Genomic DNA, 25,869 nt, shown 5'->3' with positions numbered 1-25,869 from the left:
CGTCCTCATTGCGCAGATCCATGCCACAACTCATTGATTTGTCGTAAGTCGTCGCACCCGCGTGCGTTGCGGCGGCGAGCTTCGTTCGTCCCAGGTGGGATTTGACGGAGTTTCACCAGAAAAAGGAATCAGGCTTCTCATGGGCGAACTGGCCAAAGAAATCCTCCCGGTCAATATCGAAGACGAACTGAGACAGTCTTACCTCGACTACGCGATGAGCGTGATTGTCGGGCGAGCGCTGCCCGATGCGCGTGACGGCTTGAAGCCCGTGCATCGCCGCGTTCTGTTTGCGATGAGCGAGCTGGGCAACGACTGGAACAAACCGTACAAGAAATCCGCCCGTGTGGTCGGTGACGTCATCGGTAAGTACCACCCCCACGGCGACACGGCCGTGTACGACACCATCGTACGCATGGCCCAGCCGTTCTCGCTGCGCTACCTGCTGGTCGACGGCCAGGGCAACTTCGGTTCGGTCGACGGCGACAACGCCGCAGCCATGCGATACACCGAAGTGCGCATGTCCAAGCTGGCCCACGAGCTGCTGGCCGACCTGCACAAGGAAACCGTCGACTGGGTGCCCAACTACGACGGCACCGAGCAGATCCCGGCGGTCATGCCCACGCGCATCCCCAACCTGCTGGTCAACGGTTCCAGCGGCATCGCCGTGGGCATGGCCACCAACATTCCGCCGCACAACCTGGGCGAGGTCATCGACGGCTGCCTGGCGCTGATCGACAATCCCAAGATCACGGTCGATGAGCTGATGCAGTTCATCCCGGGTCCGGACTTCCCCACCGCGGGGCAGATCAACGGTCGCCAGGGCATCATCGAGGCCTACCGCACCGGCCGCGGGCGCATCTACATGCGCGCACGCTCCAGCTTCGAAGACATCGACAAGGTCGGCGGGCGCCAGCAGATCGTCATCACCGAGCTGCCCTACCAGCTGAACAAGGCGCGTCTGATCGAGAAGATCGCCGAGCTGGTCAAGGAGAAGAAGCTCGAAGGCATCACCGAGCTGCGCGACGAGTCCGACAAGGACGGCATGCGCATCGTCATCGAGCTGCGCCGCGGCGAGGTGCCGGAGGTGGTGCTCAACAACCTCTACTCGCAGACCCAGCTGCAAAGCGTGTTCGGCATCAACATCGTCGCTTTGATCGACGGCCGTCCGCGTCTGCTCAACCTCAAGGACCTGCTCGAAGCCTTCGTCCGCCACCGCCGCGAAGTGGTGACCCGGCGTACCGTCTTCGAGCTGCGCAAGGCCCGTGAACGCGGCCACATCCTCGAAGGCCAGGCGGTCGCGCTGTCCAACATCGATCCGGTGATCGCGCTGATCAAGGCCTCGCCGACCCCGTCCGAAGCCAAGGAAGCCCTGGTCTCCACGCCTTGGGAATCCTCGGCCGTGCAGGTCATGGTCGAGCGCGCCGGCGCCGAGTCGTGCCGCCCGGAAGACCTGCCCGAGCAATACGGCCTGCATGAAGGCAAGTACTGGCTGTCGCCGGAACAGGCCCAGGCCATCCTCGACCTGCGTCTGCACCGCCTGACCGGTCTGGAGCACGAGAAGCTGCTGGCCGAGTACCAGGAAATCCTCGCCCAGATCGGCGAGCTGATCCGCATCCTCAGCAGCGCCCAGCGCCTGATGGAAGTGATCCGCGAAGAGCTCGAAGCCATTCGCGTCGAATACGGCGACGTGCGCCGCACGGAAATCCTCGACGCCCGCCACGACCTCAACTACGGCGACATGATCCCGGAAGAAGAGCGCGTGGTGACCATCTCCCACGGTGGCTACGCCAAGACCCAACCGCTCACCGCCTACCAGGCCCAGCGCCGTGGCGGCAAGGGCAAGTCGGCGACCGGCGTGAAGGACGAGGACTACATCGAACACCTGTTGGTCGCCAACAGCCACGCCACCCTGTTGCTGTTCTCCAGCAAGGGCAAGGTGTACTGGCTCAAGACCTACGACATTCCCGAAGCGTCGCGCGCCGCGCGTGGCCGGCCGATGGTCAACCTGCTGCCGCTCGAAGAGGGCGAACGCATCACCGCGATGCTGCAGATCGACCTCGAAGCCCTGCAACAGCAGGAAGCTCCCGATGAAGAGCTGGAGGAGGGCGACGACGCCGTGCTCGAAGGCGAAGTGATCGAGCCCGAAGAAATCGACGAGGAAGACGGCGACACCGCCGAACTGGTGGCCGAGCCGACCGGCGCGTTCATCTTCATGGCCACCGCCCTCGGCACAGTCAAGAAGACGCCGCTGGCCCAGTTCGCCCGCCCGCGCAGCAGCGGCCTGATCGCCGTCAAGCTCAAGGAAGGCGACACCCTGATCGCTGCGGCCATCACCGACGGCGCCAAGGAAGTCATGATGTTCTCCAGCGCCGGCAAGGTGATCCGTTTCGCCGAAGGCGTGGTGCGTCAGATGGGCCGTAGCGCCCGCGGCGTGCGCGGCATGCGCTTGCCTAAAGGGCACGAAGTGATCTCGATGCTGATCCCCGAATCCGGCGCGCAGATCCTTACCGCCTCCGAGCGCGGCTTCGGCAAGCGCACCCCGCTGTCCAAGTTCCCGCGTCGCGGTCGCGGTGGCCAGGGCGTCATCGCCATGGGCACCAAAGGCCGTAACGGCAACCTGATCGGCGCCATTCAGGTGCACGAAGGCGAGGAAATCATGCTCATCTCCGACCAGGGCACCCTGGTACGTACCCGCGTCGGCGAGGTGTCGAGCTTGAGCCGCAACACCCAGGGCGTGACCCTCATCAAGCTGGCCAGCGACGAGACCCTGGTCGGCCTGGAGCGGATCCAGGAACCTTCCGAAGACCTCGACGAGCTGATCGAGCTGGACGAAGAAGGCCTCGAGCCGTTGGCGCCCGAAGGCCAGGACGAAGACGGCCAGGCGGCTGCCGAAGAGCCCGGCCAGGAATAACGTGAAGCAAACCCGACGGGGCGACAAAGGTCGCCCCGTTGACTGACCAGAGCAGAGCGAGAGTGGATGTGAGCAAACGAGCCTTTAACTTCTGCGCAGGCCCTGCTGCGCTTCCTGACGCCGTCTTGCAGCGTGCCCAGTCGGAAATGCTCGACTGGCATGGCAAAGGCCTGTCGGTGATGGAGATGAGCCACCGCAGCGACGACTACGTCGCCATCGCGGAGAAGGCCGAACAAGACCTGCGCGATCTGCTGTCCATCCCCTCGAACTACAAGGTGCTGTTCCTCCAGGGCGGCGCCAGCCAGCAGTTCGCCGAAATTCCGCTGAACCTGCTGCCGGAGAACGGCACGGCCGACTACGTGGAAACCGGCATCTGGTCGAAGAAGGCCATCGACGAAGCGCGCCGTTTCGGCAACGTCAACGTCGCGGCCAGCGCCAAGCCCTACGATTACCTGGCCATCCCCGGTCAGAACGAATGGCAGCTGACGCCCGATGCGGCCTACGTGCACTACGCCTCCAACGAAACCATCGGCGGCCTGCAGTTCGACTGGGTGCCGGCGACCGGCGACGTGCCGCTGGTGGTCGACATGTCGTCCGACATCCTCTCGCGGGCGATCGACGTATCTCAGTACGGCCTGATCTACGCCGGTGCGCAGAAGAACATCGGCCCCAGCGGTCTGGTGGTGGTGATCGTGCGCGAAGACCTGCTCGGCCATGCCCGCAGCAGCTGCCCGACCATGCTCGACTACAAGGTCTCGGCCGACAACGGCTCGATGTACAACACGCCGGCCACCTATGCCTGGTACCTCTCGGGTCTGGTCTTCGAGTGGCTCAAGGAGCAGGGTGGCGTGCAGGCCATGGAGCAGCGCAACCGGGCCAAGAAAGAGCGCCTGTATGGCTTCATCGACGCCAGCGCGTTCTACAGCAACCCCATCAGCCACAACGCTCGCTCCTGGATGAACGTACCGTTCCGCCTGGCCGACGAACGTCTGGACAAGGCCTTCCTGGCCGGCGCCGACGCCCGTGGCCTGCTCAACCTCAAGGGCCATCGCTCGGTGGGCGGCATGCGCGCCTCGATCTACAACGCCCTGGGCCTGGAAGCGGTCGAGGCGCTGGTGGCCTACATGGCCGAGTTCGAGAAGGAGCACGCCTGATGTCCGAGCACGAACTCAAAGCGCTGCGGGTACGCATCGACAGCCTCGACGAGAAGATTCTCGAGCTGATCAGCGACCGCGCCCGCTGTGCCCAGGAAGTCGCCCGGGTCAAGACCGCCAGCCTCGCCGAGGGCGAGCAGCCGGTGTTCTACCGCCCCGAGCGTGAGGCAGCGGTGCTCAAGCGGGTCATGGAGCGCAACCCGGGGCCGTTGGGCAACGAAGAAATGGCCCGGCTGTTCCGCGAAATCATGTCCTCCTGCCTGGCCCTGGAAGAGCCCTTGAAGGTCGCCTACCTCGGTCCGGAGGGTACGTTCACCCAGGCTGCGGCCATGAAGCACTTCGGCCATGCCGTGCTCAGCCGGCCGATGGCGGCCATCGACGAGGTGTTCCGCGAAGTGGCCGCCGGTGCGGTCAACTTCGGCGTGGTGCCGGTGGAAAATTCCACCGAAGGCGCCGTCAGCCATACCCTCGACAGTTTCCTCGAGCACGACATGGTCATCTGCGGCGAAGTCGAGCTGCGCATCCACCACCACCTGCTGGTGGGCGAGAACACCAAGACCGACAGCATCACGCGCATCTACTCCCATGCCCAGTCCCTGGCGCAGTGCCGCAAATGGCTGGACGCGCACTACCCGAACGTCGAGCGCATCGCCGTGTCGAGCAATGCCGAAGCGGCCAAGCGCGTCAAGGGCGAGTGGAACTCGGCGGCGATCGCCGGTGAAATGGCGGCCAACCTGTATGGGCTGAGCCGTCTGGCCGAGAAGATCGAAGACCGCCCGGACAACTCCACGCGCTTCTTGATGATCGGCAACCAGGAAGTGCCGCCGACCGGCGACGACAAGACCTCGATCATCGTCTCCATGAGCAACAAGCCCGGCGCGCTGCACGAACTGCTGGTGCCGTTCCACGAGAACGGCATCGACCTGACGCGCATCGAGACGCGTCCTTCGCGCAGCGGCAAGTGGACGTACGTGTTCTTCATCGACTTCGTCGGCCACCATCGCGATCCGCTGATCAAGGCCGTGCTGGAAACCATCAGCCAGGAAGCGGTGGGCTTGAAGGTGCTGGGCTCTTATCCGAAGGCCGTGCTGTGAAAATGCAGGGCCGGCCCTTGGATGCTGGCCAGCAATGGGGCTCGATGGCCGTACGGAACAGGATGTGCACGCGTGGTTGAAGCGGTAAAGAAAGCAGCGGACCCGATCGTCGGTCGGCTCGTGGTGGTCGGTCTCGGCCTGATTGGCGGTTCGTTCGCCAAGGGCTTGCGCGAAAGCGGTGTATGCCGGGAAGTGGTCGGTGTCGACCTCGATGCCGAGTCGCGGCGCCAGGCAGTCGCCCTGGGCGTGGTGGACCGTTGCGAGGCCGATCTGGCGCTCGCCTGCGTCGGTGCCGACGTGATCCAGTTGGCGGTGCCGATCCTGGCCATGGAAAAGGTGCTGGCCATGCTGGCCACGCTCGACCTGGGCCGGGCGGTGATCACCGATGTCGGCAGCGCCAAGGGCAATGTGGTGCGCGAGGCGCAGCGGGTATTGGGCGAACGCCTGGCGCGCTTCGTGCCGGGCCACCCCATCGCCGGTTCCGAGCAGAGCGGCGTGGAGGCGTCGAACGCGGCGTTGTTCCGTCGCCACAAGGTCATCCTCACGCCTTTGGCGGATACCGAGCATGACGCCCTGCAGGTGGTCGACCGGCTATGGCGCGTGCTGGACGCGGACGTCGAGCACATGAGCGTGGAGCGTCACGACGAAGTGCTGGCGGCTACCAGCCATTTGCCGCATCTGCTGGCGTTCGGTCTGGTCGATTCGTTGGCCAAGCGCAACGAAAACCTGGAGATCTTCCGCTACGCGGCGGGCGGTTTCCGTGATTTCACCCGGATCGCCGGCAGCGATCCGATCATGTGGCACGACATCTTCCTCGCCAACCGCGAGGCCGTCCTGCGCACATTGGACACATTTCGCAGCGACCTCGACGCCTTGCGCGACGCGGTCGATGCTGGGGATGGGCACCAGCTGCTGGGTGTATTCACCCGCGCCAAGGTCGCCCGCGAACATTTCAGTACAATCCTGGCCCGCCGGGCCTATGTGGACGCTATGAACGCCAACGACCTGATCTTCCTGGCCCAACCGGGTGGCCGCCTGTCCGGGCGTATCCGCGTACCGGGCGACAAATCCATTTCCCACCGCTCGATCATGCTCGGCTCGCTGGCCGAAGGCACGACCGAGGTCGAAGGTTTCCTCGAGGGCGAAGACGCCTTGGCAACGCTGCAGGCCTTCCGTGACATGGGTGTGGTCATCGAGGGCCCGCACCATGGCCGCGTGACCATCCATGGCGTCGGCCTGCACGGCCTCAAGCCGCCGCCCGGGCCGATCTACCTGGGCAACTCCGGCACCTCCATGCGCCTGTTGTCCGGGCTGCTGGCCGCCCAGCCGTTCGACGTGACCATGACCGGCGACGCTTCGCTGTCCAAGCGCCCGATGAACCGTGTGGCCAACCCGCTGCGGGAGATGGGCGCGGTGGTCGAGACCGGCCCGGAAGGGCGCCCGCCGCTGACCATCCGTGGCGGGCAGACGCTCAAGGCGCTGGACTACAGGCTGCCGATGGCCAGTGCGCAGGTCAAATCCTGCCTGCTGCTGGCCGGCTTGTATGCCCAGGGCCGCACCACGGTCACCGAGCCTGCGCCGACCCGCGACCACACCGAGCGCATGCTGCGCGGCTTTGGCTATGCGGTGGAGTCGAACGGCCCGGTCGCCTCGCTGACCTCTGGCGGTGCGCTGCGCGCAACGCGCATCGAAGTACCGGCCGACATCTCCTCGGCAGCCTTCTTCCTGGTGGCCGCGTCCATCGCCGAAGGCTCGGAGCTGGTCCTCGAGCATGTCGGCATCAACCCGACCCGCACGGGCGTGATCGACATCCTGCGCCTGATGGGCGGTGACATCACCCTGGAAAACCAGCGCGAAGTAGGCGGCGAGCCGGTGGCCGACCTGCGCGTGCGCGGGGTCAAGCTCAAAGGCATCGAGATTCCAGAGGAGCTGGTGCCACTGGCCATCGACGAGTTCCCGGTGCTGTTCGTCGCGGCCGCTTGCGCCGAAGGGCGCACGGTGCTGCGAGGCGCCGAGGAATTGCGGGTCAAGGAGTCGGACCGTATCCAGGTGATGGCCGATGGTCTGATCGCCCTGGGCGTCAAATGCGAGCCCACGCCCGACGGCATCGTCATCGAAGGCGGCAGCATCGGCGGTGGCGAAGTGCACGGCCACGGCGACCATCGCATCGCCATGGCCTTCAGCGTCGCTTCGCTGCGTGCCAGCGCACCGATCCGCATCCACGATTGCGCCAACGTCGCTACCTCGTTCCCCAACTTCCTCAGCCTGTGCGCCGAAGTGGGCATCCGCGTAGCGGAAGAGGGCAAGTCGTGATCGCCCCCGTCATCACCATCGACGGCCCCAGCGGTTCGGGCAAGGGCACGGTAGCCGGCTTGCTGGCGCGCCAGCTGGGCTGGCGGCTGCTCGACTCGGGCGCGCTGTACCGCCTGCTCGCGTTCAATGCCTCCAACCACGGCGTCGATCTGACCAACGAGGAATCGCTGAAGATCCTGGCCGCTCACCTGGACGTGCAGTTCGTCGCCGCCCAGCCGGGCGGGCTGCAACAGATCATTCTCGAGGGCGAAGACGTCAGTGGCGTCATCCGCACCGAAACCGTCGCCGCCGGCGCTTCGGCGGTGGCATCGCTACCGGCCGTGCGCGACGCGCTGCTGCAGCGCCAGCGGGCGTTCCGTGAAAAGCCGGGGCTGATCGCCGATGGCCGGGACATGGGCACGGTGGTGTTCCCCGATGCGCCACTGAAGATTTTCCTCACGGCCAGTGCCGAGGAACGGGCGCGCCGTCGTTACCTGCAGTTGAAGGGCAAGAACGAAGCTGTTAGTCTGTCGAGTCTGCTAGATGAGATACGGGCACGCGATGAGCGTGATACCCAGCGTGCAGTGGCCCCGCTCAAGCCGGCGGCCGATGCCATACAGCTGGACTCGACCGAGTTGTCCATCGACCAGGTGCTGCAACGCATCAGAAGCGAGATCGCCCTTCGCGACCTCGCCTGATCACCAGGAAAGCCGTCAGGTGCACCAGTCATCGTCCTGCCGGCTTTTCTTTATCTAAACGAAACCCACATTGTCTGGAGTGTGGCGATGGGCGTTTGTTTCGCCCAAATCTACAGGAATGAAAATGAGCGAAAGCTTTGCAGAACTCTTTGAAGAAAGCCTGAAAACCCTCAATCTTCAGCCGGGTGCCATCATCACCGGTATCGTTGTCGACATCGACGGCGACTGGGTTACCGTTCACGCTGGCCTGAAGTCCGAGGGCGTCATCCCGCTCGAGCAGTTCTTCAACGAAGCTGGCGAGCTGACCATCAAGGTCGGTGACGAAGTTCACGTTGCGCTGGACGCGGTCGAAGACGGCTTTGGCGAAACCAAGCTGTCCCGTGAAAAAGCCAAGCGCGCCGAGTGCTGGATTGTTCTGGAAGCTGCTTTCGCTGCCGAAGAAGTGGTCAAGGGCGTTATCAACGGTAAGGTTAAAGGCGGCTTCACTGTCGACGTTAACGGCATCCGTGCGTTCCTGCCGGGCTCCCTGGTCGATGTCCGCCCAGTGCGCGACACCACCCACCTCGAAGGCAAAGAGCTGGAATTCAAGGTCATCAAGCTGGACCAGAAGCGCAACAACGTTGTCGTTTCCCGTCGCAGCGTCCTGGAAGCCGAGAACAGTGCAGAGCGCGAAGCGCTGCTGGAATCGCTGCAGGAAGGCCAGCAGGTCAAAGGTATCGTCAAGAACCTCACCGACTACGGCGCCTTCGTGGACCTGGGCGGCGTCGATGGCCTGCTGCACATCACCGACATGGCCTGGAAGCGTATCAAGCATCCTTCCGAGATCGTCAACGTTGGTGACGAGATCGACGTCAAAGTCCTGAAGTACGACCGTGAGCGCAACCGCGTTTCGCTGGGTCTGAAACAGCTGGGCGAAGATCCATGGGTCGCTATCAAAGCGCGTTACCCAGAAGGTACCCGCGTGACCGCGCGCGTCACCAACCTGACCGACTACGGCTGCTTCGCTGAGCTGGAAGAAGGCGTCGAAGGTCTGGTGCACGTTTCGGAAATGGACTGGACCAACAAGAACATCCACCCGTCGAAAGTCGTTCAGGTTGGCGACGAAGTGGAAGTCATGGTTCTGGACATCGACGAAGAGCGTCGTCGTATCTCCCTGGGCATCAAGCAGTGCAAGTCGAACCCATGGGAAGACTTCTCTGGCCAGTTCAACAAGGGCGACAAGATCTCCGGCACCATCAAGTCGATCACCGATTTCGGTATCTTCATCGGTCTGGAAGGCGGCATCGACGGTCTGGTTCACCTGTCCGACATCTCCTGGAACGAAGCCGGCGAAGAGGCCGTGCGTCGCTTCAAGAAGGGCGACGAGCTGGAAACCGTCATCCTGTCGGTCGACCCAGAGCGCGAGCGCATCTCCCTGGGCATCAAGCAGATGGAAGACGATCCGTTCTCCAACTTCGTTGCTGTCAACGACAAGGGCGCTATCGTCAAGGGTATCGTCAAGGAAGTTGACGCCAAAGGCGCTATCGTGACCTTGGGCGACGACATCGAAGCTTCCCTGAAAGCCTCCGAAATCAGCCGTGACCGCGTTGAAGACGCGCGCAACGTTCTGAAAGAAGGCGAAGAGATCGAAGCCAAGATCATCAGCGTCGACCGCAAGTCCCGCGTCATCAGCCTGTCCATCAAATCGAAGGACGATGCTGAAGAGCGCGAAGCGATCCAGAGCCTGAAAGCCGCTCCGGAAGCCGCTGCCGACACCACCATGGCTGCGCTGCTGCGCGAAGCGATGGCTAAACAGAACTAAGTTCTGCTCGGTGCGAAAAAAGGGTGACTTCGGTCACCCTTTTTTTTGGCCATGTTTTGTTCGCAGTCGATCTTTATTACCAATATGACGTCGAAGGGCGAACCTTTGGTTATCGATTCGGGTCTGTTTGCAGGCGCTCATTGCGCTGTTCTTGAAATTTTCACCTAAGTCAAGAAGCGGTCTGTTCAAATCCGGCCGAGCGTGCTACAACCTGAGTAAGCAATGATCTAGCTGCTTGATAACGAAGGGAAAAACATGACGAAGTCGGAGCTGATCGAACGCATCGTTACCCATCAGGGGCTGCTTTCGCCCCGGGATGTGGAACTTGCAATCAAGACCATGCTTGAACAAATGTCGCAATGCCTGGCCACAGGGGATCGTATCGAGATCCGTGGTTTTGGCAGCTTTTCTCTGCACTATCGCTCCGCGCGGGTAGGGCGTAATCCCAAGACGGGTCAATCGGTCAGCCTCGAAGGCAAGTTCGTACCGCACTTCAAACCCGGTAAAGAGCTACGGGACCGAGTCAACGAAGATGAGCACGAGGCAGAAGCCTTGAGTGCCGCAAGGAATGCCTGATGCGTAATCTCAAACGTGCCCTGGTGGCAGTGCTGGTGTTGCTGCTGGCAGCGATCGTGTTGTTCTTCGTGCTCGAAAATCAGCAGGAAGTGTCGTTGGGATTGTTCGGCTGGGTGTCTCCGGCCATGCCTGCAGCGGTGCCGGTCCTGGCGGCGTTGATCGTTGGCCTGGCCATCGGTCCATTGCTGGGCAGCTACGCCGTGATGCGCACGCGCCGACGTATTCGTCTCCAGGCCCGCGAAGCCGCACTCGCCGGAAAGTAAGAAAGCTCTTACGCAATTAGGAAAGGGATCTGATTTCGCCAAGATCCCCTTTTCTGCCGTAATACCGCGCCCGGTTTCTGCGGAGCGCCTACTGCGATGCCTTATCCCAGCCTGTCCCACCATGGCGGAGACCAGACGGTCACCGGCTCATGTCATCAATTGCACCTCGATGCCGCCACCAGCCTGCTGATCGATTGCGGTCTGGAGCAGGGCGAACGTGCCGCACCGAACGAACAAAGCATTGCCTTCGACACCACCGGCATAGAAGCCGTCATCCTTACCCACGTTCACCTGGACCACGTCGGCCGCCTGCCTGCGCTGTTCGCAGCAGGGTATCGCGGGCCGGTCCTTTGCAGCGAGCCTTCGGCCAAGCTGCTGCCGTTGGTTTTGGAAGATGCCTATAGGTTGAGCATCAGCGACGATCCTGCCGAGGTGTCTCGCTACTTGGCCTTCGTGCAGGCGCGCTTGCGGCCCTTGCCGTTCGATCATTGGCATGTCCTCGTCGAGCGTTCGGGCTTGGTCTGTCGTGTTCGTCTACGGCGTGCAGGGCATCTGCTCGGCTCGGCGTATGTGGAATGCGATGTGCTCTGTTCGGCGGGCGAGCAGGGTACTCGAATCGTTTTCTCGGGGGATCTGGGTGCCAGCGACAGCGCCATGCTGCGCCCGGTCGAGCCACCCGAGCGGGCAGACCTGCTGGTGCTCGAAAGCACCTATGGCGATCGGTTGCATGGCGCTCGCGGTAAGCGCCGCGATGCCCTCGAAGCCATCATCGACAGAGCGCTGGCGGACAACGGCACCGTGCTGATTCCGGCGTTCAGCCTGGGGCGCACCCAAGAACTGCTGTTCGACCTAGAGGACATCCTGCATCACAAGGCGCTGCACCAGCAGAACCAAGCTGGCCCCTCCGACGATCCGCTGGAGGTGCTGAACTGGGCGCAGCTGCCAATCATCCTCGATTCGCCGCTCGCCCAGCGCATCACCCAGGTCTACCGCGAGCTCAGCGATCATTGGAACGTGCAAGCCAATCAACGCTTGCAGGCAGGGCGGGCGCCATTGGGCTTCGAACAGTTGATCGGTATCGATACCCACGGCCAGCATCGGCAGGTCGTCAACTATCTCAAGAGCACCGGCAAGCCGGCGATCGTCATCGCCGGCAATGGTATGTGTTCGGGTGGGCGTATCGTGGCGTACCTCAAGGCCATGCTGGTCGATCCTCGGCATGAGGTGGTGTTCGTCGGCCATCAGGTGCAGGGCACGCCGGGTGCGGTGATCCAGGCCAGCGCGGGTGCGGCTGGTTTCGTGTCGATCGATCTGGACGGGCAGTCGTACCCAATTAGGGCCAAGGTATTCACCGTGGCTGGATACTCGGCGCATGCCGATCAGAACGGATTGGTCGAATTCGTCACCGGTATGACCCGATGGCCGGCACGTATCCGTCTGGTACACGGCGATCCGCCCGCTCGGCGTACTCTGGCGGCGCGTTTGAAAGAGGTGTATGCGAAAAAAGCGCTGGATGTTCAGATCGAATGAGATTCATTGTTGTCAAAGCCGCGGCAACGGATCGCCCGCGAGCGAGCCTCGACCAATGTTCTCTGATATTCTTGGTCGTCTCGGATTCTGGGATGTGTCTGCCTCTATGCTCGTTTCGAGCCAAGCAGCTGGAGCAACAAGGAAATTTGAACGTTAAAGGCGCGAGACGGTAATTCGTCGCTTAAGTACTTTGCGTTTCGTCTATGTGCCATGCCAATGGCTAGCAGGATTATAAATATGGACTTGATACCCGTAATTTTGTCAGGCGGCGTGGGCAGCCGGCTGTGGCCCGTTTCGCGTGAGGCCCATCCCAAGCCGTTCATGACCCTGCCCGATGGCCAGAACCTGATTCAAAAGACGTTCCTGCGCGCTTCGAGCCTGCCAGGGGTGTCGGAAGTATTGACCGTTACCAATCGCGAATTGCTGTTCAAGACCGAAGACGAATACCGTGGCGTCCAGCAAAACGGCCCTGCGCAAGCCTTCATCCTCGAGCCTTTCGGTCGCAACACGGCCGCAGCCGTGGCGCTGGCGGCATTGCAGCTGCGTGACAGCCACGGTGCCGACGCGCACATGCTGGTACTGGCCGCCGACCACCTGATCCAAGACGAGGCTGCCTTTGCCGAGGCCGTCTCCAAAGCGGTCGAGCTGTCGAGCAATGGCTGGCTGGTGACCTTCGGCATCAAACCCCAGTATCCCGAAACCGGCTTCGGTTACATCGAGGCGGGCCAGGCAGGCGAGCTGCCACAGGGCTTGAAGGTCGCACGCTTCGTCGAGAAGCCGAACCTCGAGTTGGCAGAATCCTACGTAGCCGCCGGCAACTACTTCTGGAACTCCGGCATGTTCTGCTTCCGCGTCGGCACGGTGCTGGAAGAGTTCGAAAAGCATTCGCCCGACGTACTGGAAGCCGCTGCTCACGCCAAGCGCCAGTCGCGTCTGGCCGAAGGCAAAGACTACAGTTGCCTGAGCGTCGACCCAGACAGCTTTGCCCAAGTCCCGGACATTTCCATCGACTATGCCTTGATGGAGCGCTCCGAGCGCGTCGCCACCGTGCCGTGCGACATCGGCTGGAGCGACATCGGCTCGTGGAATGCCGTCAGCGAACTGACCCCAGCGGACGCCGATGGCAACCGCTTCGAAGGTGAAGTGCTGGCACACGCCTCGCGCAACAACTACGTCAACAGCGAAGACCGCCTCACCGCCCTGGTCGGTGTCGAGGACCTGCTGGTGATCGACACCCCCGACGCGGTGATGATCGCCCACAAGGACCACGCCCAGGACGTCAAACACATCGTCGGCCAGCTCAAGAGCAAGGGCCATACCCTGCACCAGCTGCACCGCACCGTGCACCGCCCTTGGGGTACCTACACCACCCTGGAAAACGGCGACCGCTTCAAGATCAAGCGCATCGTGGTCAAGCCCAAGGCGTCGCTGTCGCTGCAGATGCACCATCACCGCAGCGAGCACTGGATCGTGGTCAGCGGTACTGCCGTGGTGGTCAACGACGACAAGCAGATGATGCTGCACACCAATGAATCCACCTTCATTCGTGCAGGCCACACGCACCGATTGGAAAACCCGGGCGTCATCGACCTGGTGCTGATCGAAGTGCAGAGCGGCGACTACCTCGGCGAAGACGACATCGTCCGTTTCGAGGACATCTACGGTCGTTGCACCGGCTGACACCCAGCGCCTCCCACCCGGCCCGTGATGCTCGCTGGAGCATCACGGGCCGTTTAGCATTCGCTGCCCGAAAGCGGCCAATCCCCACATCGATCGCTGCCTCCAGGCGGCTCGTCAAAGTGAGAACCATGCATCCATCTATCCAGACCCGTTGCTTCAAGGCCTACGACATCCGTGGGCAAGTACCTGCCGACCTCAACGAAGACGTCGCCTACCGCATCGGCCGCGCACTGGTCGCCGAGCTCGGCGGCAAGCGCTACGTCGTGGGCCGTGACATGCGTCTGGAAAGCCCCATGCTGGCCCAGGCCCTGACCCGCGGCCTGACCGAGGCCGGCGCCGACGTGCTGGACCTCGGCTTGTGCGGCACCGAGGAGGTCTACTTCGCCACCAGCCACCTGAAGGCCGACGGCGGCATCATGATCACCGCCAGCCACAACCCCAAGGGCTACAACGGCATGAAGCTGGTGCGCGAGCACTCCAAGCCGATCAGCGGCGATTCGGGGCTGTTCGCCATTCGTGACCGTGTCGAAGCCGGCGACCTGGGCGATCTGGCCGCAAGCCAGGGCCAAGTCCACGAGGCCTTCGACAAGACTGCCTACATCGACCATTTGCTGACCTACATCGACGTGTCGGCGCTCAAGCCGCTCAAAGTCCTGGCCGACCCAGGCAATGGCGCCGTCGGCCCGGTGATCGAGCTGCTCAAGGCCCGCTTGCCGCTGCATATCGACCTCATCAACGGCGAGCCGGACGGCGAATTCCCCAACGGCGTGCCCAACCCGCTGCTGCCGGAAAACCGTGAACTGACCCGCAACGCCGTGCTCGAGCGCCAGGCCGACCTGGGCCTGGCCTGGGACGGCGATTTCGACCGCTGCTTCTTCTTCGACGGCCAGGGCCGCTTCATCGAAGGCTATTACCTGGTCGGCCTGCTGGCCGAGATGCTGCTTCGCAAGCACCCCGGCAGCAAGATCATCCACGACCCGCGCCTGACCTGGAACACCATCGAGCAGGTACAGGCTGCCGGCGGCGAAGCCATCCAGAGCAAGACCGGCCACGCCTTCATCAAAGAGCGCATGCGCGCCGAAGACGCGGTGTATGGCGGCGAAATGAGCGCCCACCACTACTTCCGCGACTTCGCTTACTGCGACAGCGGCAACATCCCTTGGCTGCTGGTAGCGGAGCTGATGAGCGTCAGCGGTAAGACCTTGGCGCAACTGGTGGACGAACGCATCGCGGCGTTCCCATGCAGTGGCGAGATCAACTACCAGGTCGACGACGTCAAGGCATCGGTGGAGAAGGTCCTGGCCTTCTACCTGCCGCAAGCCCCGGAAGTCGATCGCACCGACGGCATCAGCGTGGCCTTCGCCGACTGGCGTTTCAGCCTGCGCGGCTCCAACACCGAGCCACTGCTGCGCCTGAACGTCGAGAGCCGCGGCGACCAGGCACTGGTGGCCCAGCGTGTCGCTGAAATCGAACGTCTGATTCAAGGCTGAGCCACTTCATCGAAGCACGGGGCCGGGGCTTCACCCTGGTCCCAATTGTGCTTCGCATCACCCTATGTCGGTCGTCAGTTGGCCGGCGCTTCCAAAGTGCGTATAAAGATTACCGCCTGAGAGTTGACGGTCACGCGACAATGCATGGCCAGGTATCTTTATGCGTTCCGATGGAGAAAAAATGTGATTGCTGACAAGAGAAATGGTTTCACGATGGTGAGGCTCATCGCCGCATCGTTGGTCATCATTACTCATACCTACGTCGTGCTCGGTTTGGACCACGGCGATGTGTTCGAAAGAAATGGATTGATCGGTTTCAGCAAGATTGGCGTCGACGCCTTCTTCGTTATTTCCGGCTATCTGGTAACGCTGTCGATGCTCCGCGGACAGAGCCTGGTCACGTTCTTCACTAATCGAGTGACGCGCATCTTTCCTGGTTTGATCGTGTCGGTATTGGTGACCGTGTTGGTGCTCGGCTTGTTTGCGCCCAGTTATGCGCAGTACATCGGACAGGCGGAAACCTGGCAGTACCTTCTGAACGCAACCCTGTTCAACTTGCACCCTTTCATACCCGGCGTGTTCACGGAAAATCCCGTGCAGGTGGTGAACGGTTGCCTGTGGACGTTACCCCTGGAAGTGCTGTGCTACCTGGGCATTCTGGTGCTGGCCTGGTCGAAGGCGTTCAACTGGCGGTTCGTACTGCTGGCCATGCTGGTGATGTTCAGCCTGCATATGCATGACACGTTCATGCGCGACAGCTACGTGTTCACCGTGTCCAAACTGTTCTTGAACGAACTGGGTTACCTGTTCTTGTACGGCGCGCTGTTGGCGCATTTGAAAGACAAGGTCTACATGTCGTGGTTCATCACGGTGCCGGCCGTAGCGCTGGTGATTTGGTCCTTCTTCAACAACGGCGGTGATTGGCACTTTTCCGCCGGCTTCTATCTGGTGTTGTGGCCGTATTGCCTGATTTCGATCTGCGTACTGTCGAAGAAAATGAGTTTCCTCAACCGCTTCGATTATTCGTACGGGATCTACATCTACGGCTTCGTCATCCAGCAGATGTTGGTCAATCTGTTCCCCGAACTCACCGACGTGTATGCCTTCACCTTCTTGTCGTTGGGGCTCTCCCTGCTCGTCGGTGCCGCCTCGTGGCACCTGGTCGAGAAGCCCGCGCTCGACATGAAAAAGCGTTATTTTTCTGTCGCAAGCGTCAAAGTCACGGCATAACTAGCGAGCGCTGCCCTTCCCGCATGGGGAAGGGCAGGCTGGCTTCGAGGGCTAGCGGGCGGTCGCTTCGATCGCGGCAAACAATTGCTGCGCACTTTGCTCCCACGTGATCCACGGCATCGCCGCAGACGATGGGTGACGGCCTTCCCGATGCAGGTCCAGCCAAGTGACGAGGTGCTCGTACAGCGCCTCTGGCTGTTCGCCTTCGAAGTAGAAGGCATGGTCACCCGCCACCTCGCGGAACACGGGAATGTCCCTCACGATCAGCGGCAGATTGGCCTGCGCGGCTTCGATCAACGGCAAGCCGAACCCTTCACCCAGCGAAGCGGCGACCAGCGCGTCGGCCTGTGCGTACAAACCGCGCAGGTAGTCGTCATCGATCCCTTCGAACCAGAACAGTCGTTTGCCCTGCTCGGGGTGGCCCTTCAAGCGCTGCACGAGCGAGTCGACCATCCACCCTTGCTTGCCGACGATGAGCAGGTTCACGTCCTTTTGATGGCTCCACAGCAGCTCGAACGCATCGAGCACCTGCGCGTGGCCCTTTCTCGGTTCGATCGTGCCCACCATCAACAGCGAAGGCCGGGCCTGCAACTGCGAGAGCACCTGCTTGGGGATGACGTTGGCCGGCTTGGTCTGGGCAGGCGCATCAAGGTCGGCGCCCAGGTGGAACCAGGAGATATGGAACGGACGTTTGCTGGGCTTGCGGTGTTCGGCTACCCATTCCGCCATCTCGTCGGCCACGGCCTTGGAGATGCAAACGACACCGTCCGATTGCGAGACGACGTCCAGCCAATTGTCGAGCGCGTCCGCCGCTCCCTCGTGGAAGCAGTGCGACAGTTTCTTGAGCAGCAGGTCGTACACCACGAACTGTACGTTCACGCCGCGACGCCGCATTTCGGCGAGCGCCTGCCGTTGCTTCGGCACGATGGCAGGCTGCAGGTCCAGACCGACGAAACGGTCGCCTTGGCGCACTACCACAGCCTCGTCTTGCAACAGATGCTGAGGGCAGTTGAGGAAGCCCAGCGTGAAGTGCCGGGCATATCGGTAGCCTGCACTGTCGTCGGTCGCATAGACGGGCTCGACCCGATAGCCGGCCGGGGGCGTCGAGAGCCAGATGGAGAGGATGTTCCTCACCACGCGCTGAATGCCGCTTTTGGCGTCGCGACTGACCAGCTCGGAAATGTCGACCAGCAGTTGCGGCTGCGACATCGGCGGGCTGAGGCTTTGATCGATCGACTGCGCGAGAGCGACGGAGTCGTCGAACGTGAAGTGCGTCTTTTCCAGCGCCGCGATCGCTTTGACCGCACCCGAGATGGAATGCGTGGCGTCTTCGTGGAACGCCTCGATGGCGTCGCGGTACAGGGCGGCACAGGCGCGTGGCGCGTGCTCGGTGTGGATCAAACGCTGGGCCGTGGCACTCAGCTGCCGACGTGCAGAAACGTCACTGCGCAGCAGGTTCAGCGCAGCGGACAGCGCCGCGTCGTCGAACGCGTCCGGCAATTTGATCAGGCTGGCATCGGGGAGGTACGCCATGCTGCCATTGGCGTTGACGACGGTCGGAATGCTGTAGTTCATGCAGTCCAGTACGGCTGCCGAAGTTTCCCCGCGCGACAGGGTGCGCAGTTGTACGGCGGCGTCCGCAGCGTACAGATGGGCTTTGAACAGATCGTTGTCCGTCCAGCCCGTGATCTTGATGCGGTTGCGGCAATGGCTGGCGTTGATGCGCTCGAGCAGACGCTCGCCGTATGAGCCTTCGCTGTTCTGGCCGACGTAGATCAGGTGGCAGCGCTCGTCGTTCGCCAGTTCCGAGTCGAGCCAGGCGTCGAGCAAGCGGTCGTTCAGCTTGGAAGGGCCGAGCAGGCCGAAGCTGCAGACCACGAAGTCATGCTCCCCAAGCCCCAATTGTTCGCGGGCGGCAGCGCGCTTGCGGGCGTCGGAGAAACGCGGTTCACGCAGCAGCGGAATCTCTTTCCAATTGTGCGCGGCCTGCTCGCCATACCAGGTTTGAGCCAGATGGACCGAATAGTTCGAGTGGACGATGACGCCCTCGGCCTGCTGGAGCACGCGCAGGTTGCTGGGGTACTTCCACACGGCATCGGCGGTGTCGAGCCCGTTGATGCGCTCCTCGACGGCCTTGTAACCATGGCTGTGGTACAGGGAACGGGTCCAGAAGCCCGTCTGGCCCTGGTTGAGGTCGATGTCGGCCACGATGCCCGACAGGAAGAAGTCATGCAGGACCACCGTTCCCGGAAACTTCTCCAGCAAGCGGAACATGTGCTGATGGAACGAGGAATTGCCGAAGTGGTACATGACGCGGTCGTAGCGGTGCGCATGTTCCTCGAACCAGGCCACCGAGCGAACGGCGTAGTTGATGCCGGCACTGGTCGTGGTCACCGAATCCTGGGCCACGATGGCGTCGATTTCATAGTACTGGGCAAGCTCGGGTAGCAGCTCGGCACTGTAGTCGCTGATGCCGCTGCGGGCAGGGGGTAGTGGCGACACGTAGGCCAGGCGAGGGCGCCCCGTGGAGCGCAGCGCCTGCGATGCGGCGGTCAGTTCCCCGAGCAGCGCCCGCACCGCTTCCACGGCCGATTTCGCGGTCTGGTCCCAGCTGAACCGGCCAGCCTGTTCCAAGGCCAGCGACGCCATCTGGGCACGCAAAGCCTCGTCGCTGAGCACGGCCTCGAGCTTTTCAGTGATGGATGCCACTTCGTACGGATCGAAGAGCGCCTCGGGATTGCCGATGACTTCGGGCAGGCTGGACGTATTCGAGCCGATCACCGGCTTGCCGCAGGCCATGGCCTCCAAGGCGGGCAAACCGAAGCCTTCGTGCAGGGACGGGAAGACGAAGAGCGTGCACAGGTTGTACAGCGCGAGCAGGTCTTCTTCGCTGACGAACCCGGTGAAGCACACATCGCCTTTCTTCAGGCCATTGGCAACGGCCAGGCCTTCGAGCCGCGTACGGTCATCGGGGCGGATGTTGCAGACGACGACCAGCTGGTGCTCGCGGCGCAGGGTCGCGTCGAGTTTGGCGAAAGCGCAGATCAACCCTTCGATGTTCTTTCGGGGGTCGATGCCACCGGTATACATCACGAACGGGCGATCGATGCCCAGGCGGGTCTTGAGCGCCGCGCCTTGCTGGTCGTCCAGCGTAGGTTGGAAGTGGTCGGTGTCGATCGCCGTCGAAATGTTCACCACACGGTCAGGCGCGAAGCCCAGGTGGTCGATCACTTCACTGCGCGACGAATTGGAAATGGCCAATACCAGATCTGCACGGCGCAGGTGCTTGAGCTTGGTTTCGTACCATTGGCGGACCGCCGGCGAACTCAAGTACGTCTCGGGGTTGATGTACGGGATCAGGTCGTAAACGATGGCCGCCGTCGGCACCGAGGTGTCCAGCGCCTTGACGCTGGTGACGGCATCGTCCACCAGGCCTTCGAACAGGCTGGTGACCAGCACCAGGTCTGGGTGCAGCTCACCGATGAACGCTTCCCGCACGCGCTCCGAGGCATGTGTGCTCCACAGGTGCTCGGGCGGCAGTGCGCTGACCTTGCCGCCAGGGGTCCAGACCCTGATCCGGCTCTGAGGCAGGACATCCAGCAACTCGTCGCGGATCGCGTCGATCGAATCGCCGAACAAGCCGTTGAGCACGACGAAAATTTCGATGTCGCCCGCGTTCTCGATGAAGGCTTTGGTGAAGGAAAGCGCGTAACGCCCGATGCCCCGATTCCTGTTTTCAGCCTGGGCGCCCTGCAGGTCAATGACTACGCGCATCAATTCACATCCTTACGTGGTTCGTTGCTGTTCAATCGCAAGTAGATCGCTTTGGCATTTTCGGTGAGATGGGCCGGTGCGGCCGGTGCATGGTTCGGCTCGACTGCCGCGAAGGGCTGCGGCGCTGTGCCCGGCACGTTGTGCAAGTGCGCTTCGGGCGCCGCTCGCAGGCGTGCCGCGAGTTTTTGCAGACGGGCGTAGGTGGGCGGGTGGCGTACCAGAACCTTCTTTATCGCCACACGCAGCCTGGGCTGATTCAGCACGCCTTTGGCCCCGGAGCGCGCGAGTTGTTTGAGCGTTCGAATCGGCGAGCGGACCAATTTTCTCGTGACGATGGCGCCCTGGCGCATGGGCGCCGTCACGCGCCATGAGGTGCTTTTCCTGAGCTGTTGGATCTGCTCGGTCAGCGCGCCGACCGTCTGGTTGTGGTAGGCGTTGGCGTCGCCGAGGGCGGCGATATGTTGCTGATGGGCGAGGGTTTCGGTGTACCAGTGGTGCGCATTTTTCAGCGACTCGTCCAGCGAGCGCTGGAGCGCTTCGTTGGCCAGCTTGAGCTCGTCGAATCTCAGATCCGATACATGGGCCTTCAGGTCCTGCATTTGGGTTAGCAACGCCGCGTGTTCGTGCTCTGCGAAATCCACGCGCTCGTGAAGCAGCGTATTTTCGTGTTCGACGAAGTCCACACGCTTGTGCAGCACCGAGTTTTCGTTCTCGATGAAATCCGCGCGTTCGTGGAGTGCTCCGTTGGCGTGCTCCAGTGCATTCAAACGCTGGCTGAGTGCGACGTTGCCCGTGTCCCACTGCAGTCGCTGCTCTTCGGTCTTGCTGGCCAGACTCGCCTCGTAGCGCTGCGCCAGTTCCGCCAGGCTCAAGCCGTAATCGCCCTCGAACACAGCGTCGAATGCGTGCAAGTCAGCCTGCTCGGAGCCTTTCTGGGCAACGATCGCATAATCGGGGCTGGCGCCGCCGAGCACTTCCATCAACGTGGGCGATGACGATTCGAGCAGCCGTGGGTTTTCTTGCAGGCGCATCAGTTTGGAGCGTTGGAAGCCACTGAACTTCACCAGGAATTCCAACAGCATGTGCGGAATCGGGCGCTCGTGCGTAGGGTCCAGATAGAAGTTCTGGGTACCGACGATCAGGTTTTCGGCATTCGGCGTTTCGAGGATCAACAGCCCGCCGGGTTTCAAGACCCGGTTCGCTTCGCTGACCAGTGCTTGCAACGCGTCGAACGGAATGTGCTCGACGATGTGGAAACCGCTCAGGACGGTCAGGCTGTCACTGGGCAAGGATTGCAGGTACGAAACGGCTTCCGCTTTTTGCGCAGGCAAGGAACGCGCCTGGCAAGCCTCCAGCATGTTTTCGTCCAGATCGACGCCCATCGCGTCGAAACCGTTTTCGATCAGCGTCTCGAGCCACTCGCCGCGGCCGCAACCGACGTCGACCGCGCGGCACTCGGGGTAGAGCGCCAGCAGTGGCGTGATGAATGGCAGGTACACCTGCAAGCGTTGTTTGATGGTGTCGTGTGAGCCACGGTGCTCATCTTCGAAAGCGCGGTAGAACTGGCTCATTGGGCGCACTCCACGGTTGGCTGGATCCACGCCGAGCCCACGAAGGGCACCTTGTCTGCGTTGATGACGTTGAACACGAGCGCGAGGTCCCGCCATTCGTAGTTGGCGCTGAGGTGGGTATCGGCCGTATGCAGGGCCACTGCGATGGAGTAGGAGCCCACACCGATGTTGGCGTCGAACGCGAAGGTGTATTCCATTTCGGCGCCCGGCGCGAGGTTACCCATCTTCTTGCCCAAATGGTGAGTGTTGGTGCCGTAGATGGGTTGGCCCAGACGGTCCTTGATCATGTAGCCCACCACCAGTTCGGGTATCGCCTGGTTCACCTTGACCTTGATCTTCAGGTTCACGGGCTGGCCGACGCTGACGAATTCGATCGGCGCATCCAGCTCGTTGTAGATGGCCAGGCTTTCGATGCTCGCCTCGCCCGAGCCGGAGCGGGTTTGCACGCTACCGTCGGCCAGCGTGTGCACCTTGACGGTCGCGTTTTCTTTTTCGGAGATGATGGCGTTGTAGAAATCCATCACTTCTTCGGGCGCACCGTCCTTGATCACGGTGCCGCCTTCGATCAGCAGCACACGGTCGCACAAGGCCTGGATCGAACTGCGGTCGTGGGACACGATCAGCAACGTGGTGCCTTGTTCCTGGAAGTCGCGGATGCGGTCGAAGCTTTTGTGCTGGAAATAGCTGTCGCCCACCGATAGCGCCTCGTCGACGATCAGGATCTCCGGGCGTCGCGCCGTGGCCACGGCGAATGCCACGCGCATCTGCATGCCGCTGGAGTAGGTCCGCACGGGCTGGTCGAAGTACTCGTCGACCTCGGCGAACGCTTCGACCTCAGGCATGAAGGCTTCGATCTCCTGGGCGTTGAAGCCCATCAGGCCTGCGGCGTGGTGAACGTTCTGGCGCCCGGTCAACTCGGGGTTGAAGCCCATGCCGAGCTCCAGGATGGCGGCGATCCGCCCATTGACTCGGACTTCGCCAGTGGTGGGCTGCAGCGTGCCGGTCAGCATCTTCAGCAGGGTCGATTTACCCGCGCCGTTCTGGCCGACGATGCCGATCGCTTCGCCGGCGTTGATCTCGAAGTTGATGTGTCGAAGCACCCAATGCTCTTCGCGTGGGGCGATTCTGATGCCCAGCCAGCGTGCGATACGCTGCCATTCGCTTCGATAGGTACGGTAAGCCTTGCCAAGGTCTTTGGCACTCAAGAGGGTCATAGGGCATCCACCATTTCAGGCGCCGCGCGGCGGAAAATATAAAGGCCCAGCACCAGCAACAGCAGGGTCAGGGCAGCGGTGCCGGCCAACCCCATGAGGTTGGGTGACACGCCATAGACGAAGACATCGTGGTAGGCGGTGACGAGCGGCAGCATGGGGTTGTAGCCGATCATCGATTGCAGCTCTTCGGGAATGATCGTGATCGGGTACACGATCGGTGTGAACCAGAACAGGATCTGCAACACGATGGGTACGACTTGGCCGATGTCCCGGACGAAGACGTTCAGCACACCCAGCACCAAGCCAAGCCCCATCGCCAAGGCCGCCACGGTCAGAATCAGAGGCACCGCCCACAGCATCTGCCAGGTGGGCCAATGGCCGAGGCAGATGAACACGCCCAGTACGGAGAGCAGCAGCAGGAAATTGTTGAGCAACGCCGAACCCAGGACGATGAAGGGCAGGGTGATCCTGGGAAACTTCATCTTCTTCATGAGGTTGCCGTTTTCGATGAACAGCGTCAGGCAGCGGTTGACGATTTCGGAGAACAGGCTCCAGGCCAGGGTGCCGGCCATCAGGTAAAGGGCGTACGCATATTTGTTATCGATGCCCGGCAGCTTCGCCGCCAGCACGTTCGACAGGATGAGCGCATAGATCAGCACGTTCGCCAGCGGGTTGATGATCATCCACAGCCCGCCAAGGCTGCTGCGCGAGAACCGCGAAACGAACTCGTTGCGGATCGAGGTGGCGATAAAGCTTCGATAGCTGAATAGCCCTCTCAATAATCCAAACATGTGATCTCCTTTCTTGAGGTACTGGAGCGCCATGTGACGCCGTTTCAGTGCGTTGGTTCTTCGCTTGGGTCGAGGTAGCTGAGCGTCTGCTGAACGGGCGCCGGGCACAGGCCGGCGACCGACAGTTTTTTCACAGGCAGCTGCGACCGCCGCCTCGACCGATTCGGGTGTTGAAGGAAACAGCAGGCCGACAAGCCAAAGGCGTGGTCGATGACCGACCGAACCAGGACTGTGCAGGCGCCATCGACGCCAATGGCATCGTAGCCAAGCCGCGGGGCCTTATTCTGCCCATGTCCGGCCGAGCGCGGGCCATTGGTCCGCCACCGCTGAGCAGCCTGTCGAAAAATTTCCTGAGGATACCAGAGAACGCCGCACGTTCGGAGGAGGATCAGCCGTCCCCCTCCCCAAACACCAAGCCTATGCCCCAACGCTGGTCGGCCAACAATGCAGAGCGACTTCAACCGCAACGCCTAGCAATGAAAAGCGACTTCAGCCGCAACACCCAGCAACGCAAAAACAACTTCAGCCGCGCTTGCCGTCCATGAACGACTCCAACCGCAATAGCCGTCCATGAACGACTTCAGCCGCAATAGCCGTCTATGTAGGAGCGACTTCAGTCGCGATGGCCGGCAAAGCCGGCCCAATCCCCCCACCCACACTCAAAGCTTCACCACAGCCCCCCACCCGAACCACAGCCCGCCGCCCGACGATTACGCAACCACCCCTGCGCCGGCCGCTCCACCCACCGATGGCAAGCCAAACTCATAGGCACGAGCACCGCAAAAAACACCAACATCACCCAAGGCTGATAGAACACCTCACGCTGGAAACCCAACCCATCGAAAACCAGCGCAAAGACGATCTGCAACGGAAAATGCAACAGATAAGAGGAATAGCTGATGTCGCCAATCCACCCGGCATTGCGCAACAGCCCGGCCCAGTGCAGCCCTGCGGCTGCCAGTGCGGCCAGGGTGAGGGGAAAGCACAGGCCCATCACCAGATAGAAGTTGAACGCATCGCTCAGCCACAGATGCGTTGCCCAAGCGCCCAGCGCGGCGCCGCTACACACCAGCACCGCCGCACCCGAACCGCACCCATGCCGCAGCTGCCGGAGCACCCCATAGGCGAGCCCCCCGGCGAAAAAGCACAGCAAACCGCTGCCGATCTTGTAATTGCCCGGGTACAGCATGAAACCGGCGACACAGGCCAAAGCAGCCAGCGGCCAACGCCAGCGACCGGTCAGGCAGATGACGAAGAACAGGGCATAGAGCAGCACCTCCACCGAAACCGACCAGATGGGCGCGTTGAACGACCAACCCTGCTCAAAGCCCCAGGCCGGTGCGAGCAGCAGGTTGAGCAACGCATGGTAGGCATCGTTGAAGGGGTAGACGAAATAGCTGTCATGGCCGGTCGAGTAGACACATTGCAGCGCGGCGACCGCACCCAGGGTGAGCAAGTGCAGCGGGTAGAGACGGCTGAAACGGTCCAGGGCGAACCTGCGCGCGCCGAGGCCTCCAGCCGCTACGCGCTGGGCGAACAACCAGAAGAAGACGAAGCCCGAAATGGAGAAGAACAGCTGAACCGCCAACCCTCCGTATTGGTAAAGCGGGGTAAGCAGGCTGAAAAAGGGCTGGCGTGAGACCTCGAAGGCTGCGGGGCTGTTGCCTATATAGAAGAAGTGTTGCCAGTGCCAGAATACGACACTGAGTGCGGCGAGGCCGCGTAAGGTGTCCAGGGTGTAGAGGCGTTCGACTGGGGGGGATGCGGCAGGCATTTGGGGGGGGCGCCATGGAGTGATGG

General features: G+C 62.0%; 17 protein-coding genes. 12 read left to right on the top strand and 5 right to left on the bottom strand.

Features of this window, described 5'->3' with window-relative positions; translation table 11 throughout:
* Positions 1–139: 139 nt before the first annotated feature.
* From gyrA to AA0Z93_RS02005, 12 genes are all read left to right on the top strand, one after another.
* The gene (gyrA, locus tag AA0Z93_RS02060) at positions 140–2,911 is read left to right on the top strand and encodes a DNA gyrase subunit A (RefSeq protein ID WP_413046611.1); all 2,772 of its coding nucleotides are present in this window, start codon (positions 140–142) and stop codon (positions 2,909–2,911) included.
* 68 nt (positions 2,912–2,979) lie between these two features.
* Positions 2,980–4,065, top strand: a complete 1,086-nt coding sequence (gene serC, locus AA0Z93_RS02055) for a 3-phosphoserine/phosphohydroxythreonine transaminase (RefSeq protein ID WP_413046612.1) — start codon at positions 2,980–2,982, stop codon at positions 4,063–4,065.
* Positions 4,065–5,159 (top strand): prephenate dehydratase, encoded by a 1,095-nt coding sequence (pheA, locus tag AA0Z93_RS02050; RefSeq protein WP_413046613.1) that lies wholly within the window; start codon positions 4,065–4,067, stop codon positions 5,157–5,159. The genes serC and pheA overlap by 1 nt, the downstream gene beginning before the upstream one ends.
* Positions 5,160–5,231: 72 nt before the next feature.
* Entirely contained in the window at positions 5,232–7,472 is a 2,241-nt protein-coding gene (locus tag AA0Z93_RS02045; RefSeq protein ID WP_413046614.1) for a bifunctional prephenate dehydrogenase/3-phosphoshikimate 1-carboxyvinyltransferase, read from the top strand.
* The gene (gene cmk, locus AA0Z93_RS02040; RefSeq protein WP_413048366.1) at positions 7,472–8,149 is read left to right on the top strand and encodes a (d)CMP kinase; all 678 of its coding nucleotides are present in this window, start codon (positions 7,472–7,474) and stop codon (positions 8,147–8,149) included. Before AA0Z93_RS02045 ends, cmk begins: the two co-directional genes overlap by 1 nt.
* Positions 8,150–8,273: 124 nt before the next feature.
* Positions 8,274–9,950: a 30S ribosomal protein S1 gene (rpsA, locus tag AA0Z93_RS02035; RefSeq protein ID WP_413046615.1), complete on the top strand. Its 1,677-nt coding sequence runs from the start codon at positions 8,274–8,276 to the stop codon at positions 9,948–9,950.
* Positions 9,951–10,205: 255 nt separating this feature from the next.
* Positions 10,206–10,526: an integration host factor subunit beta gene (gene ihfB, locus AA0Z93_RS02030; protein ID WP_296265223.1), complete on the top strand. Its 321-nt coding sequence runs from the start codon at positions 10,206–10,208 to the stop codon at positions 10,524–10,526.
* A complete protein-coding gene (locus AA0Z93_RS02025; protein WP_413046616.1) occupies positions 10,526–10,789 on the top strand; it encodes a lipopolysaccharide assembly protein LapA domain-containing protein in 264 nt (87 codons plus the stop codon). The genes ihfB and AA0Z93_RS02025 overlap by 1 nt, the downstream gene beginning before the upstream one ends.
* Positions 10,790–10,885: 96 nt before the next feature.
* Positions 10,886–12,319 carry an MBL fold metallo-hydrolase RNA specificity domain-containing protein gene (locus AA0Z93_RS02020; RefSeq protein WP_413046617.1) on the top strand — a complete coding sequence of 478 codons (1,434 nt, stop codon included), beginning with the start codon at positions 10,886–10,888 and terminating at the stop codon, positions 12,317–12,319.
* Between the two features lie 237 nt (positions 12,320–12,556).
* Positions 12,557–13,999, top strand: a complete 1,443-nt coding sequence (locus AA0Z93_RS02015) for a mannose-1-phosphate guanylyltransferase/mannose-6-phosphate isomerase (RefSeq protein ID WP_413046618.1) — start codon at positions 12,557–12,559, stop codon at positions 13,997–13,999.
* A 128-nt stretch (positions 14,000–14,127) separates the two neighbouring features.
* On the top strand, positions 14,128–15,489 hold the full coding sequence (locus AA0Z93_RS02010) for a phosphomannomutase (RefSeq protein WP_413046619.1): 1,362 nt from the start codon (positions 14,128–14,130) through the stop codon (positions 15,487–15,489).
* Positions 15,490–15,672: 183 nt separating this feature from the next.
* Positions 15,673–16,719 carry an acyltransferase family protein gene (locus tag AA0Z93_RS02005; RefSeq protein WP_413046620.1) on the top strand — a complete coding sequence of 349 codons (1,047 nt, stop codon included), beginning with the start codon at positions 15,673–15,675 and terminating at the stop codon, positions 16,717–16,719.
* 51 nt (positions 16,720–16,770) lie between these two features.
* On the opposite strand, the gene AA0Z93_RS02000 is transcribed toward AA0Z93_RS02005, so the two are convergent.
* The 5 genes from AA0Z93_RS02000 to AA0Z93_RS01980 all read right to left on the bottom strand — a co-directional run bounded on the left by AA0Z93_RS02000 (position 16,771) and on the right by AA0Z93_RS01980 (position 25,843).
* Complete coding sequence (locus tag AA0Z93_RS02000) at positions 16,771–20,493, bottom strand: glycosyltransferase (protein WP_413046621.1); 3,723 nt, start codon at positions 20,491–20,493, stop codon at positions 16,771–16,773.
* Positions 20,493–22,064, bottom strand: coding sequence for a methyltransferase domain-containing protein (locus tag AA0Z93_RS01995; protein WP_413046622.1), 1,572 nt, complete (start codon positions 22,062–22,064; stop codon positions 20,493–20,495). The genes AA0Z93_RS02000 and AA0Z93_RS01995 overlap by 1 nt, the downstream gene beginning before the upstream one ends.
* Positions 22,061–23,278 carry an ABC transporter ATP-binding protein gene (locus AA0Z93_RS01990; RefSeq protein ID WP_413046623.1) on the bottom strand — a complete coding sequence of 406 codons (1,218 nt, stop codon included), beginning with the start codon at positions 23,276–23,278 and terminating at the stop codon, positions 22,061–22,063. Before AA0Z93_RS01990 ends, AA0Z93_RS01995 begins: the two co-directional genes overlap by 4 nt.
* Positions 23,275–24,069: an ABC transporter permease gene (locus tag AA0Z93_RS01985; protein ID WP_413046624.1), complete on the bottom strand. Its 795-nt coding sequence runs from the start codon at positions 24,067–24,069 to the stop codon at positions 23,275–23,277. The genes AA0Z93_RS01990 and AA0Z93_RS01985 overlap by 4 nt, the downstream gene beginning before the upstream one ends.
* A gap of 667 nt (positions 24,070–24,736) precedes the next feature.
* Positions 24,737–25,843 (bottom strand): acyltransferase family protein, encoded by a 1,107-nt coding sequence (locus AA0Z93_RS01980; RefSeq protein WP_413046625.1) that lies wholly within the window; start codon positions 25,841–25,843, stop codon positions 24,737–24,739.
* Positions 25,844–25,869: the final 26 nt, after the last annotated feature.

The organism is Pseudomonas phoenicis, assembly GCF_047302395.1.
Lineage (GTDB): Bacteria > Pseudomonadota > Gammaproteobacteria > Pseudomonadales > Pseudomonadaceae > Aquipseudomonas.
This window is presented reverse-complemented; position numbering and strand designations above follow the sequence as displayed.

Coding starts and splice junctions, on each gene's coding strand:
- ihfB (WP_296265223.1), top strand. CDS start 10,206: ATGACGAAGTCGGAGCTGATCGAACGCATCGTTACCCATCAGGGGCTG.
- AA0Z93_RS02015 (WP_413046618.1), top strand. CDS start 12,557: ATGGACTTGATACCCGTAATTTTGTCAGGCGGCGTGGGCAGCCGGCTG.
- AA0Z93_RS01990 (WP_413046623.1), bottom strand. CDS start 23,278: ATGACCCTCTTGAGTGCCAAAGACCTTGGCAAGGCTTACCGTACCTAT.
- AA0Z93_RS02025 (WP_413046616.1), top strand. CDS start 10,526: ATGCGTAATCTCAAACGTGCCCTGGTGGCAGTGCTGGTGTTGCTGCTG.
- rpsA (WP_413046615.1), top strand. CDS start 8,274: ATGAGCGAAAGCTTTGCAGAACTCTTTGAAGAAAGCCTGAAAACCCTC.
- AA0Z93_RS02010 (WP_413046619.1), top strand. CDS start 14,128: ATGCATCCATCTATCCAGACCCGTTGCTTCAAGGCCTACGACATCCGT.
- AA0Z93_RS02000 (WP_413046621.1), bottom strand. CDS start 20,493: ATGCGCGTAGTCATTGACCTGCAGGGCGCCCAGGCTGAAAACAGGAAT.
- AA0Z93_RS01980 (WP_413046625.1), bottom strand. CDS start 25,843: ATGCCTGCCGCATCCCCCCCAGTCGAACGCCTCTACACCCTGGACACC.
- AA0Z93_RS01985 (WP_413046624.1), bottom strand. CDS start 24,069: ATGTTTGGATTATTGAGAGGGCTATTCAGCTATCGAAGCTTTATCGCC.
- gyrA (WP_413046611.1), top strand. CDS start 140: ATGGGCGAACTGGCCAAAGAAATCCTCCCGGTCAATATCGAAGACGAA.
- AA0Z93_RS02020 (WP_413046617.1), top strand. CDS start 10,886: ATGCCTTATCCCAGCCTGTCCCACCATGGCGGAGACCAGACGGTCACC.
- pheA (WP_413046613.1), top strand. CDS start 4,065: ATGTCCGAGCACGAACTCAAAGCGCTGCGGGTACGCATCGACAGCCTC.
- AA0Z93_RS01995 (WP_413046622.1), bottom strand. CDS start 22,064: ATGAGCCAGTTCTACCGCGCTTTCGAAGATGAGCACCGTGGCTCACAC.